This is a genomic window from Caldichromatium japonicum, assembly GCF_011290485.1.
GTDB classification, from domain to species: domain Bacteria; phylum Pseudomonadota; class Gammaproteobacteria; order Chromatiales; family Chromatiaceae; genus Thermochromatium; species Thermochromatium japonicum.
Window position 1 is genome coordinate 75349 of record NZ_CP048029.1, and the last position, 12364, is coordinate 87712.

A 12364-nucleotide genomic window follows, 5' to 3' on the forward strand; every position below is an offset into this window, starting at 1 on the left:
AAAGACGGCACTTGGCTGTATCACCTCCTTGCCTCGGCTCTGGGATGCGAGTCTCTTGTCACTGCAAACCAGATGTTCGATCGATGATACCAACGACAGCATCAGCACTCGACCCATGCATTCTATCCCATCCCCAGTCCTCATGAGGGCAGGAGAGTTGATTGAGGGCCCACTCGCGGCTCTGTCTAGCCTGTATTGCGCAGCCCGGCAGCGATGGCATTGATCGAGCGCAGTAGGGGATCGAGCCATGCTTCCTGCCATGTTTTATCCTGCTCCGAACGGTAACGCTGGAGGACGGTCACCTGGATATGGTTCAACGGATCAAGATACAGGTTGCGCCGCGCCAGCGAATGGCGCAGATCGGGCGTCTCGTCCATCAGGGACTCAAGGCCGGTAACCTCCAAGACCTGCTTGACCGTGCGCCGATATTCGGCCTCGATCCGCGCAAAGATCTCGGCGGCGCGCCCCTCTTCCTCGGCGAGTTTGAGATACTGGCGGGAGATCCCCATCTCGGCCTTAAACAGCGACATCTGGGTATTGGACAAGAGGGCGCGAAAATAGGGCCAGTCCCGATACATGGCTTGAAGCTTGGCAAGCCGTTCCGGGTCATCGCTGCGGTAGCCCTCGAGGGCCGAGCCGATGCCATACCAGGCGGGAAGCGTGATCCGCGCCTGACCCCAGCCGAAGACCCAGGGGATGGCGCGGATCGAGGTGAGCGAACGGTCGGCCCGCTGGCGGTGAGCGGGACGCGAGCCGATATTCAACAGCGCGATCCCATCAACAGGTGTACATTCATAAAAGAAATCGAGAAAGCCGGGGGTCTCATAGATCAGGGTGCGATAGGCGGTCTCACCCAATCTCGCCAGCTCGTCCATGATCGCCAGATAGTCGGGGTGCTCGGGTCTGACTGGCTCGATGAGACAGCGACTGACCTTGGTCAGACCGCTGATCCCCATGGTCAGCTCATAGCGGGCGGTCTCTGGATTGGCATAGCGATAGGACAGGACCTCGCCCTGTTCGGTGAACTTGATCTGGCCGTGCACGGTATCGACTGGTTGGGAAAGGATCGCCTCATGGGTGGGCCCGCCGCCGCGTCCCACGGTCCCGCCCCGGCCGTGAAAGATCCGGCAGTTGATGCCGTGCTCTTCGGTCAGCGCCATGATCTTTTTCTGCGCCTCGAATAGACGCCAACTCGAGGCCAGGATCCCGCCGTCCTTGCATGAATCCGAATAACCGAGCATGACTTCTTGTTGATTGCCGCTGGCGCGCAGGAGGGCACGGTAGGTGGGATCCTGGAACAGGGTCCCCATGACCTGATCGATCCGCTCTAGGTCCTGGATGGTCTCAAACAGCGGGGAGACCTGAAGGGTGCAGAACCAGCCCTGATTGTCCAGGCCCAGGAGACCCGCCAGGCGGGCCAGGAGCATGACCTCTAGGACCTGTCTGGCGGTGTGGGTCATCGAGATGACATATTGGCCAAAGACCGGCGCCCCAATCTCGGCGCGCATGCGGGCGATGACCTCAAAGGTCTCCAGCGTCTCGCGCGTCTCCGGCGTCAGGGTGGACTTGTCGATGATGAACGGATGGGGGTGGGCGATGGCCTCGGACAGGGCCATCAGGCGCTGTTCCTCATTGAACGCCTGATAATAGGGCGCGCCGGGTTGGCGGGTGAAGAGCTCGGAGACGGCCTGAGTATGGCGGCTGGCCTCTTGCCGGATATCGAGATGGACCAAATGAAACCCAAAGGTCTCGGCCAGGCGGATGAGGTCCTGAAGTGGGCCTGCCGCAGCATTGGCATCGCCATGATGGATGAGAGAGTCGCGGATCAGATAGAGGTCATGGAGAAAGGCAGCATCGCTGGCATAGCCCAGGGGCAGGCCGTTTATCTCGCCGCCCGCGAGGCGCCGGCGGATACGTGCGAGATTGGCCTCGAGCCGGTGGGCCATGAGCGCAAGCTTGCGGCGATAGGGTTCATGGAGAAAACGCCTTGGGCGTTGGCCCATGACCTCTTGCCAGTATTCCTCATCGGCATCCAGGCTGTCGAGAAAGGCCGGCGAGGGCGTGCACAGCGTACTCGAATGGCTAAGGAGCCGATTCAAACGCTGGACGCGGTCGAGATAGGTCTCGATGATCAGTTCGGCGTGCATCCGCACCGCAAGCTCAGTCGTCTCGGGTTTGACGAATGGATTGCCGTCGCGGTCGCCCCCGATCCAAGAACCGAAGCGGATGAAACTCGGTACCTGCACCCCGCAGTCTATACCATAGGCACGGCGGATGGCTTTCTCCAGGAAGCGATAGACCCTGGGTACGGCATCGAACAATGATTCGCGGAAGAAATACAGCCCGCGTCGGATCTCGTCGCTCACCTGCGGCTTGTGGATGCGCACCTCGTCGGTCTTCCACAGGATCTGGATCTGGGTCAGGATCTCTTGCAGCTTGTCTTCGCGCTCTTCATCGTTGAGACGCAGCCGGTGTAGATCCTGGCTGGCGAGGAATAGACGTCTGAAGCTTTCGGATAGGACCTGGCGGCGTGCTTCGGTAGGATGGGCGGTAAAGACCGGTAGATACCGCAGGCGATCGAGCAGATTTTGCAACTGCTGAGGGGTGAGTCCGTCTTCCTTGAGCCGGCGCACGGTGTCGTCGAATGAGCCGATCCAGAGCCGTTCGCCGGCGGCGATCAGTTCCATGCGCGCCAGATGGGCGTTGAGTTCCTCGGCGACATTGATCAAGCCAAAATATAGGCTAAAGGCGCGAATCACCTCGGCTAGGGTCTGAGGGTCTAGGGTCTCGATGCGCTGCATCAGCCGCGCACGCAGCTGAGGGTTTTCGTTGTTGCGTAATTGCATGAAACCGTCGCGCAGACGTTCGACAATCACCAACAGGCGCTTGCGGCCATGCGCGCGCAGGACCTCGCTCAATAAGGCCGTAAACAACTGGATATCGCGCTCCAGCGCAGCAGCTGGCGGGGATTCATTCTTCATGGTGGTCAAATCTGTCTCTTGGGCGCGGCGGTTGGATGCTATACCCCCTTGGGGTCTCAACCATCGGCGATCGATTCAGTGGGTCTTGGACGCTATCTGCAGGCCTATCCGAGCGAGCTGGGAATCGTCCAGATATGGCAATAAGGTCAACAACAGTGCCTCGGCGTCTCGTGGCCGTTGCTCGGGTTCCATGGCCATCGCCCAATCGACCGCTTCCAACAAGAAACGCGGGTACTGTTCCTTGAGGGCGATTACAGCGGGCACGACCCGATCTTCCTTGCGACGTTCAGGTGCTGGCTGAGGTGGGCGTCCCTCCATGCAGGTGCGGATACTGGCCCCGACCGCATAGACATCGGTCCAGGGTCCGATCTGTCCGTGACGGTAATATTGTTCGAGAGGTGAATAGCCGGCGGTGATCACCTGTCCTCCGCGCACCCTGCTGCGGCTAAACGAATGAACCGCCCCGAGATCGAGCAACAGCGGAAGATTGCCGTGGCGCAGATGGATGTTGCCGGGCTTGACATCCAGATGGAGCATCGAACGCCGGTGCAGGAGCGACAAGGCATCTAGGATCGGGACAAAGACCTCGAGGATGAAGGAGGTACTAAGACCCTCCTTGCGCTCGCGTAGATAGGCGCCTAGATTGCGCCCGCGCTCGTTGGGCATCACGAGATAGCCAGTGCCGTTGGCCAGAAAAAAATCCAGGACCCGCACGATATTGGGATGTTTGAGCGACGCCAAGGTCCTGACCTCTTGAAAGAACAGTTTGCATCCCTGATAGAGGTATTCGGCATACTCGATGCTGCTTGGCACTACCCGGAGATCGCGATGGCGGGTCGCTAGGCGTTTAGGCATGTATTCCTTGATCACAACCTCTTCGCTGTCGTCCTGAACTTGGGCGAGATAGATGAGGCTGAAGCCGCCCTTGGCGATGGCCTTGATGATTTGATAGTTGCCCACCTGCGTACCAGGCGGTAAGGGCTTGCGGGTGGCGGCCATGGGTGGGCTTTAACGGGGAAGGGGACTCGGTCCAATCGGTTCTTAAAATGATTTATCATAAACATAGCTACCCCCTTCTGGCAGTGGTTTGAGCCCTGATGTATTGCCCATTCGTCCACCAACCCCTCGAGAGCATGCCACGTCCATGATCAAAAGCATGACCGCCTTCGCCAGCGTCTCAGCGACCGGCGAGCTCGGAGAATTGACCTGGGAGGTACGCGCGGTCAATCATCGCTTTCTCGAGGCCTTCATCCGCTTACCCGAGGAATTGCGCGGTCTGGACCCGCAGATCCGCAGCCGGCTGGCAACCCGCCTTCAACGCGGCAAGCTCGATTGCACCTTGCGCTATACCCCGACCGTCGGGGTGTACAATGTCTTGCGTCTGAACCAGCCGCTTGTATACCAATTGCTCATGGTGGGGCAGGAGCTCGGTGCGCTCATGGGCCGTGCCTATGAGCCAGCGGTCCATGACCTATTGCGCTGGCCTGGGGTCATTCTGGAACCCGAACCCGACATCGATCGTCTCGCCGGCGAGTCACTGGCCCTGTTCGAGCGAGCTCTCGATGTCCTGATCGAGACCCGCATGCGGGAAGGTGAGCGCCTGGCGCGAACCTTGCGCGACCGCTGCGAACGTTTGCTGGATTGCATTGCGCGGGTGCGGGCGCGTCTACCCGAGGTCCTGGAGGGGACGCGGCGGCGGCTGAGCGAACGCCTGGCTGAGCTGCGCGCCGAACTCGATCCCGCGCGCCTGGAACAGGAGATCGCGCTGATCGCCATGAGGTTCGATGTCGATGAGGAGCTCGACCGGCTCGAGGCCCATCTTGCCGAGGTCGTAGAGGTCCTGGGTCGCGATGAGCCGGTCGGGCGCCGGCTTGACTTCCTGCTGCAAGAGCTCAACCGCGAGGCCAATACCCTGGCCTCCAAGGCCGTGGATGTCGCTGTGACCCGGGAGGCGGTTGAAATCAAGGTCTTAATCGAGCAGATGCGCGAACAAATTGCGAATATCGAATGACATCCAGTTCTCCATCATCTGGCCTTTTATTCATCGTTTCTGCCCCCTCAGGGGCAGGTAAGACCAGTCTGGTCAGGGCCCTGCTCGAATGCGATCCGGGCCTATCACTGTCGATCTCATGTACCACGCGCCCACCGCGCGCGGGCGAGCAAGACGGTGTCCATTATCATTTCCTGGATCGCGCGGCCTTCGATGAGGCCCTGGCAGCAGGCGCCTTTCTCGAATATGCTCAGGTCTTTGATCACCTCTATGGCACCCGCGCCGCGGATGTCATCCATTATCTCGATAAAGGAAGCGATCTGCTCCTGGAGATCGATTGGCAGGGGGCCCGACAAGTGCGTGCCCGTTTCCCTGAAGCGATCAGCATCTTCATCCTCCCGCCGACCCTGGAGGAACTGGAACGCCGCTTGCGAGAACGCAGGACCGACAGCTCTGAGACGATCGCCCGGCGCATGGCCCAAGCGCACGCTGAACTTGCGCACTGGACTGAATATGATTATTTGGTGGTCAATGACCGGTTCGAGGCCGCCCTAGCCGCACTGCATGCGATCGTGACGGCGGCGCGTCACCGCGTGGCCGTACAGCGCCAGCGTCTCAAGACGCTCCTGGCTGCGATCGACGCAGCCTGAATCGTTCAACAATACCCATCCCCGGCCCCGCTCCAGGGCAGCGGATATTATTGGTTCGACAGTCAAAGAGAAAAACCCATGGCACGGATTACAGTCGAGGATTGTCTTAAATATGTGGAAAACCGTTTTGATCTGGTCCTGTTGGCGACTAAACGCGCCCGTCAGCTCGCCAATGGGGTCGAACCCTTGGTGCCGGCGGAAAACGACAAACCGACGGTGATCGCCTTGCGCGAGATCGCTGCCGGTAAGATCACTCCGGCGATGATCCGGGAGAGTCAGCGTGAGCTCGACGATCCACGGCGCGCCCTAGAGCATGCCCTGGCGATGGAACTAGCCAACGCCGACGAGGAGCAGGACCCATCCGGGGATGACAAAGATTGACCTGAACGGGGTGGCTGCCCCTGTCTCCAGCCATGATGCGGCGGCGCCTCCTGTTCGCTCGCCACCCATCCGTCGCCCTGGTGAGCCGCAGGGCGCTACCCTATCAGTCGCGCCTATCCCCCAGACACATGACCTAGTCAGCGACCTCTGCGCCTATCTCGAGACCTATCTGCTGCCCGAGCAGATCAGCGAGTGTTATCGCGCCTATCAGTTCAGCGCCAAGGCGCATGAAGGTCAGCAACGCAAATCGGGCGAGCCCTATATCCATCATCCTCTAGCGGTCGCGCGCATCCTTGCCGAGATGCGCATGGACTATCAGTGTCTGATCGCCGCTCTGCTCCATGATGTCATCGAGGATACTCAGATCGACAAGGAACAGCTCGCGGCGGCCTTCGGCCCGGAGGTCGCCGAGCTCGTCGATGGGGTCAGTAAGCTCACCCAGCTTGACTTCCAATCGCGCGCCGAGGCCCAGGCCGCGAGCCTGCAAAAGATGCTCTTAGCGATGACCCGCGATATTCGGGTCATCGTCGTCAAGCTCGCCGACCGCCTGCACAACATGCGCACCCTAGGGGCCATAAGCCGCGACTCCCGCCTGCGGATCGCGCGCGAAACCCTGGACATCTATGCCCCAATCGCCAACCGCCTCGGCATCAACTGGATCAGGATCGAACTTGAAGAACTCGCCTTCGCCCATTATTGGCCCTGGCGCCGGCGCGTCCTCCATAGTGCCCTGCAGAAACGCAACAGCGCTGCCCGCATCGAGATGATCAATCTGGTCGAGACGGCCCTCAGACAGGCACTGGCCCAAGAAGGGATCCAGGGACGGGTCGAGGGACGTCAGAAACATCTCTACGGGATCTATCGCAAGATGCGCGACAAATCGCGGCGTTTCGCTGATCTTGCCGATGTCTTTGGCTTCCGGGTCATCGTCGATCGGGTCGATACCTGCTATCGGGTTTTTGGGGTCGTGCACAATCTTTATAAACCGGTGCCGGGCCGCTTCAAGGACTATATCGCCATCCCCAAAGCCAATGGCTATCAATCCCTGCATACCGCACTGATCGGCCCGCATGGGATCCAGATCGAGGTCCAGATCCGCACTGAGGAGATGCAGCGCTTAGCCGAATCGGGGATTGCTGCCCACTGGATGTATAAGACTGGCCTCCAGGGAGCCAATCCGACTGCCTTGGCAGCCGATTGGCTGCAAAACCTGCTTGAGATGCAACGCCAAGCCGGTAACTCGGTCGAGTTTCTGGAAAGCGTCAAGGTCGATCTCTTCCCCGACGAGGTCTATGTCTTCACCCCAAAGGGCCATATTCTGGCGCTCAAGCGGGGGGCCACCGCGGTCGATTTTGCTTATGCCATCCATTCGGATATCGGCAACACCTGCGTGGCTGCGCGCATCGACCGGCGCATGGCCCCCTTGAGTACCCCCCTGCGCAGCGGTCAGACGGTCGAGATCATCACCGCCCCCGGCGCGCGCCCAAATCCCGGCTGGCTAAACTTTGTGGTCACAGCCAAGGCGCGGGCCAATATCCGCAGTCAGCTCAAGAACATCAAACAGCACGAGGCCCAGGCCCTGGGGCGGCGCCTGCTCAATGCCGAACTATCCAATCTAGGTGCAACGATCGAGACGCTCAATACCGTGCGTCTAGCGGCTTATCTGGAAGAGGTAGGGTTACCGAGCCTCGATGTGCTCTTGAGCGAGATTGGACTTGGTAACCGCCTTGCCCCCTTGGTCGCCCGCCGTTTGCTCGGCGCCGATGGCGATGAACCAGCACAGCCCACGCGCAGTGATCAGGAGCAGCGCCCAAACCGTTTCGCCATCCGCGGGACCGAGGGGATGGTCATCCAATTCGCGCGCTGTTGTCTGCCGATCCCTGGCGACAGCATCATGGCGATCTTCAGTCCAGGCCGCGGGATCGTGGTCCATCGCCTTGAGTGTCGCAATCTGGCCCGATTGGATGGGCGGCGCGACCGGCGGCTCGAGGTCGAATGGTCCAGGGACCCAGAAGGGGAGTTTGCTAGCGAAATCCGGGTCGAGGTTAGCAATCGGCGCGGTGTCCTGGCGGTGATCGCCGGCGCCATCTCCGAGCTGGGCTCGAACATCGAGAACGTCCAGACTCTCGAAAAGGATGGCGTGATGACCGACCTGGAGTTCCGGCTGCTGGTGCACGGGCGCGATCACCTCGCCCGGATCATGCGCCGCTTGCGGCGTATCCCCGAGGTCAATCGCATCACCCGGCTCACCCGTTCTTAAGGTCCAACGCTTGGAATAGGGCGCAATGGACGCCATCTGGGTTCTATCGCTGCCACCGATACCTCCCAGTACATCCTTTTCAACCGAGGACCTTTCTATGATCGCATCCCCTGTCGATGAACGCCTGCGCCTGACCCAGTATGTCATGCAGCTTATGGACGACTGGGGGCTGATGGCGCGCGACATCGTCAGCCTCCTGCGCCTTCCCGAGTCGATCAAGCCGCGCCAGATTGGACGCTTTCGCGACCAGGAGCCCTTTCCCGATGAGCCTCTGATCAATCGGCGCCTGGCCTATCTGGTACGCATCGATCAGGCCCTCTTAACCTATTTCCCCCGCAACCCCGAGATGCGCCGGCTGTGGATGCGGCGTGCCAATAAACAATTCGGTCACCGCGCGCCACTTGCAGTGATGATTGAGGATGGCGAAAGCGGCCTGATCTCGGTACTCTCTTACCTCGATTGCACCTTCGCCTGGGACCTCACCGGCTCGCGGGCGGACTATCGGCAGGCGGTCTAAGTTCAAGATGGATTGCGATGATGGCTCGGTTTCATGGCACCACCATCCTCTCGGTACGGCGCGATGGCAAGGTCGCGCTCGGCGGCGACGGCCAGGTCTCGCTGGGTGCGACCGTAATGAAGGCCAATGCACGCAAGGTTCGCCGGCTCTATAAAGGCCAAGTCCTGGCTGGTTTTGCCGGCGCGACAGCGGATGCATTTACCCTGTTTGAACGTTTCGAGGCCAAGCTGGAAAAACATCAGGGTCACCTGATGCGCTCGGCGGTCGAGCTTGCCAAGGATTGGCGCACCGATCGCCTGTTGCGCCGCCTGGAGGCCATGCTGTGCATCGCCGATGTCAGCACCTCGCTGATCCTGTCGGGGACCGGAGATGTACTCGAGCCCGAGCAGGAGATCATGGCCATCGGTTCGGGCGGTCCCTATGCCTTGGCTGCCGCGCGCGCCCTCCTTGCACATACCGAGCTTGACGCACGCGCGATCGTCGAACAGGCCCTCAAGGTCGCCGCCGACATCTGCGTCTATACCAACCACAACCTGGTCATCGAGGAATTGGCTGGTAAAGACGACGCCGCAAGCCTAACCTCTCTCTAGAACCGCGAACAAGCCTTCACCCTCAAGATCGATCTCGTTATGGACAAGCGCTTATCAGATCCTAGCGCCATGTCGGCCATCACCCCCCAGCAGATCGTGGCTGAACTCGACAAACATATCGTCGGTCAACACGAGGCCAAGCGCGCTGTGGCCATCGCCTTGCGCAACCGCTGGCGGCGCGCCCAGATCCCCGAGCCCCTGCATTCCGAGATCACCCCCAAGAACATCCTCATGATCGGGCCTACAGGCGTCGGCAAGACCGAGATCGCCCGCCGCCTGGCCAAGCTTGCAAACGCCCCCTTCATCAAGGTCGAGGCGACCAAGTTTACCGAGGTCGGGTATGTCGGGCGGGATGTCGAGTCGATCATCCGCGATCTGGCCGACATCAGCGTCAAGATGGCGCGCGAACAAGAGATGGCCAAGCTCGCTGACCTGGCTGAGGTTGCTTCCGAGGAGCGTATCCTCGATGCCTTGTTGCCCCAGGCATCCAGCTTTGAGGGCGATGGGCGGAGCAGCGCGACGCGCGAACGCCTGCGCGGCAAGCTGCGTTCGGGCGAGCTCGACGACCGCGAGATCGAGATCCAGTTGGCAGCGACCCCGATCGGCATCGAGATCATGGCCCCGCCCGGCATGGAGGAGATGTCGAGCCAGCTCCAGAGCCTGTTCCAAAACCTTGGTCAAGGGCGCACCAAGCGGCGCAAGCTGCGGATCCGCGAGGCGCGCAAGCTCCTCAAGGACGAAGAAGCCGCCAAAAGGGTCAACGACGAGGAGCTCAAGGTCCGCGCCTTAGAAAACGTCGAACAAAATGGGATCGTCTTCATCGATGAGATCGACAAGGTCGCACGACGCGAGGGGGTGACCGGGGCCGATGTCTCGCGCGAGGGGGTCCAACGCGATCTTCTCCCCCTGGTCGAGGGGACCACAGTCTCGACCAAACATGGCGCTGTGCGCACCGATCACATCCTGTTCATCGCCTCCGGGGCCTTTCATCTCTCCAAGCCCTCGGACCTCATCCCTGAACTTCAAGGTCGGTTGCCGATTCGCGTCGAGCTCAAGGCGCTCACCATCGATGACTTCGTGCGCATCCTCACCGAGCCGCACGCCTCGCTCACTGAGCAATACAAGGCGTTGCTTGCGACCGAAGGGGTCAATCTCGAGTTCACCGAGGATGGTATCCGGCGCATCGCCGAGATCGCTTGGGAGGTCAATGAGCGGACCGAGAACATCGGCGCACGGCGGCTGCATACGGTCATGGAGCGCCTTCTAGAAGACATCTCGTTCAATGCCCCCGAGCTGGATCGGGTGACCATTACCATCAATGCCGTCTATGTCGATCAGAATGTGGCGGGCCTCGCCGCCGATGAAGATCTGTCGCGCTATATCCTGTAGCGCCTGATGCACCCCGTTTGAAAAGGTCCGCATCCCCTGCAACTCATTCAACACAAAACTCGCCGCAGACCCCTATGTCAGTCCCCGTTGAACTCAATCTCCACCGGTTTTCGCGGATACTCGAGGTAGTCTATGAAGACGGCCAGAGATACAAGCTGCCCTGTGAATATCTGCGCGTCTATTCACCTTCTGCCGAGGTCCAGGGACACAGCCCGGAGGAGCGGGTCCTCCAGGTCGGCAAGGAAGACGTCGGGATCGACCGCATCGAGCCGGTCGGTCACTATGCCATCTGCATCCATTTCGACGACGGCCACAACACCGGCATCTATTCCTGGGACTATCTCTACAAGCTGGCCACCGAGTACGAGTGCCTCTGGCAGGCCTATCTCGCCGAACTCGAACGGGCAGGCTATCGGCGCAAGGCCCCTGCCAGTTAAACGTCTCGGGTAAGCCTGGCATACCCGAGGTTTGAGCCATCCCCAAAATCATGCGCAAGCGGCACGTCCCCTCCAGCCGCTTGTGTCATTCTGGCGTAAGCTAAGAGCCTATGAATGATCGAGGGCGGTTTGCGCCAGGCTAGATCCCAGGTTAGGGAGGCGCCGAATCATTTGCAGCAACGCATCTGGCTGCCCTTGTACTGAGTTTTTTGGATTCCGTTCCAGCTTTCTCTGGAATGCAGTCAATATCCGCAGTCCTCACCGCCTATTGTCGCATGCGCGACGGCCCTTCGGGGAGGGCGCCTCGCCCCGCAATCTTGAGCAGATCCCGCCGGAATTGCTTAAGATAGCCGCCCATCATCCTGGGTACGTTGCAGCGTCCCCATACCTTGAGTCTCAGCGGGGATCAACCATGTCCGATCAGCACACTACCGATTTCGGCTACCAGCGGGTTCCGGTCGAGGAGAAGGCCAAGCGGGTGCGCGCGGTCTTCGATTCGGTTGCCGAGCGCTATGACCTGATGAACGATCTGATGTCGTTCGGCATCCATCGCTTGTGGAAGCGCCATACCATCGAGCTTGCCGGGGTGCGGCGCGGCCAGAGGGTGTTGGACCTGGCGGCGGGGACAGGGGATCTCGCGGCCCGCTTTGCTGGTCTGGTTGGGCCAGAGGGACTGGTGGTGATGACCGACATCAATGCCAGGATGCTCAACGAGGGGCGGGATCGTCTGCTCGATCGCGGGCGGGTGGGCAACGTCGCCTATTGTCTGGTGAACGCCGAGCAGATCCCCTTTGCCGATGATCAGTTCGATTGCATCACCATCGGTTTTGGGCTGCGCAATGTTACCCACAAGCAAAAGGCGCTTGAAGAGATGTTCAGGGTTTTGAAGCCAGGCGGTCGCGCCCTGGTGTTGGAGTTCTCGCACCCGAGGAGCAAGCCGTTGAGCAAGCTCTATGATCTCTATTCGTTCAATGTCCTGCCCACCCTGGGGCGGTTGGTGGTGAATGATCCGGACAGCTATCGCTATCTGGCCGAGTCGATCCGCGTCCATCCGGACCAGGAGACCCTGCGGGCGATGATGGAGGCGGCGGGTTTCGAGCGCTGCGACTATTTCAATCTCACCGGCGGCATCGTCGCCATCCATCGGGGTTATAAGCTGTAACTCACCA

General features: G+C 60.3%; 11 protein-coding genes. 9 read left to right on the top strand and 2 right to left on the bottom strand.

Annotation, left to right across the window (positions count from 1 at the left end):
* Positions 1 to 185: 185 nt before the first annotated feature.
* Positions 186 to 2981, bottom strand: coding sequence for a phosphoenolpyruvate carboxylase (gene ppc, locus GWK36_RS00355; RefSeq protein ID WP_166269111.1), 2796 nt, complete (start codon positions 2979 to 2981; stop codon positions 186 to 188).
* Between the two features lie 75 nt (positions 2982 to 3056).
* Positions 3057 to 3980: a serine/threonine protein kinase gene (locus tag GWK36_RS00360; protein WP_166269113.1), complete on the bottom strand. Its 924-nt coding sequence runs from the start codon at positions 3978 to 3980 to the stop codon at positions 3057 to 3059.
* Positions 3981 to 4125: 145 nt separating this feature from the next.
* On the opposite strand from GWK36_RS00360, the gene GWK36_RS00365 reads away from it, so the two are divergent.
* The 9 genes from GWK36_RS00365 (at position 4126) to ubiE (ending at position 12357) form a co-directional block, all read left to right on the top strand.
* A complete protein-coding gene (locus tag GWK36_RS00365; protein WP_166269115.1) occupies positions 4126 to 4992 on the top strand; it encodes a YicC/YloC family endoribonuclease in 867 nt (288 codons plus the stop codon).
* The gene (gene gmk / locus GWK36_RS00370; protein ID WP_166269117.1) at positions 4989 to 5621 is read left to right on the top strand and encodes a guanylate kinase; all 633 of its coding nucleotides are present in this window, start codon (positions 4989 to 4991) and stop codon (positions 5619 to 5621) included. The genes GWK36_RS00365 and gmk overlap by 4 nt, the downstream gene beginning before the upstream one ends.
* A gap of 78 nt (positions 5622 to 5699) precedes the next feature.
* Entirely contained in the window at positions 5700 to 6002 is a 303-nt protein-coding gene (rpoZ, locus tag GWK36_RS00375; protein ID WP_166269119.1) for a DNA-directed RNA polymerase subunit omega, read from the top strand.
* Entirely contained in the window at positions 5989 to 8262 is a 2274-nt protein-coding gene (locus tag GWK36_RS00380; RefSeq protein ID WP_166269121.1) for a RelA/SpoT family protein, read from the top strand. The genes rpoZ and GWK36_RS00380 overlap by 14 nt, the downstream gene beginning before the upstream one ends.
* Before the next feature lie 97 nt (positions 8263 to 8359).
* Complete coding sequence (locus GWK36_RS00385; RefSeq protein ID WP_166269123.1) at positions 8360 to 8779, top strand: MbcA/ParS/Xre antitoxin family protein; 420 nt, start codon at positions 8360 to 8362, stop codon at positions 8777 to 8779.
* 20 nt (positions 8780 to 8799) lie between these two features.
* Positions 8800 to 9369 carry an ATP-dependent protease subunit HslV gene (gene hslV / locus GWK36_RS00390; protein WP_166272270.1) on the top strand — a complete coding sequence of 190 codons (570 nt, stop codon included), beginning with the start codon at positions 8800 to 8802 and terminating at the stop codon, positions 9367 to 9369.
* A gap of 69 nt (positions 9370 to 9438) precedes the next feature.
* Positions 9439 to 10758, top strand: coding sequence for an ATP-dependent protease ATPase subunit HslU (hslU, locus tag GWK36_RS00395; RefSeq protein ID WP_166269125.1), 1320 nt, complete (start codon positions 9439 to 9441; stop codon positions 10756 to 10758).
* A 74-nt stretch (positions 10759 to 10832) separates the two neighbouring features.
* Positions 10833 to 11195 (top strand): gamma-butyrobetaine hydroxylase family protein, encoded by a 363-nt coding sequence (locus GWK36_RS00400; protein WP_166269127.1) that lies wholly within the window; start codon positions 10833 to 10835, stop codon positions 11193 to 11195.
* A gap of 412 nt (positions 11196 to 11607) precedes the next feature.
* Entirely contained in the window at positions 11608 to 12357 is a 750-nt protein-coding gene (gene ubiE / locus GWK36_RS00405; protein ID WP_166269129.1) for a bifunctional demethylmenaquinone methyltransferase/2-methoxy-6-polyprenyl-1,4-benzoquinol methylase UbiE, read from the top strand.
* Positions 12358 to 12364 lie beyond the last annotated feature (7 nt).

Excerpts from the sequence above, each read along its gene's own strand:
- ppc (WP_166269111.1), bottom strand. The coding sequence starts at position 2,981 with ATGAAGAATGAATCCCCGCCAGCTGCTGCGCTGGAGCGCGATATCCAG.
- GWK36_RS00360 (WP_166269113.1), bottom strand. The coding sequence starts at position 3,980 with ATGGCCGCCACCCGCAAGCCCTTACCGCCTGGTACGCAGGTGGGCAAC.
- GWK36_RS00365 (WP_166269115.1), top strand. The coding sequence starts at position 4,126 with ATGATCAAAAGCATGACCGCCTTCGCCAGCGTCTCAGCGACCGGCGAG.
- gmk (WP_166269117.1), top strand. The coding sequence starts at position 4,989 with ATGACATCCAGTTCTCCATCATCTGGCCTTTTATTCATCGTTTCTGCC.
- rpoZ (WP_166269119.1), top strand. The coding sequence starts at position 5,700 with ATGGCACGGATTACAGTCGAGGATTGTCTTAAATATGTGGAAAACCGT.
- GWK36_RS00380 (WP_166269121.1), top strand. The coding sequence starts at position 5,989 with ATGACAAAGATTGACCTGAACGGGGTGGCTGCCCCTGTCTCCAGCCAT.
- GWK36_RS00385 (WP_166269123.1), top strand. The coding sequence starts at position 8,360 with ATGATCGCATCCCCTGTCGATGAACGCCTGCGCCTGACCCAGTATGTC.
- hslV (WP_166272270.1), top strand. The coding sequence starts at position 8,800 with ATGGCTCGGTTTCATGGCACCACCATCCTCTCGGTACGGCGCGATGGC.
- hslU (WP_166269125.1), top strand. The coding sequence starts at position 9,439 with ATGTCGGCCATCACCCCCCAGCAGATCGTGGCTGAACTCGACAAACAT.
- GWK36_RS00400 (WP_166269127.1), top strand. The coding sequence starts at position 10,833 with ATGTCAGTCCCCGTTGAACTCAATCTCCACCGGTTTTCGCGGATACTC.
- ubiE (WP_166269129.1), top strand. The coding sequence starts at position 11,608 with ATGTCCGATCAGCACACTACCGATTTCGGCTACCAGCGGGTTCCGGTC.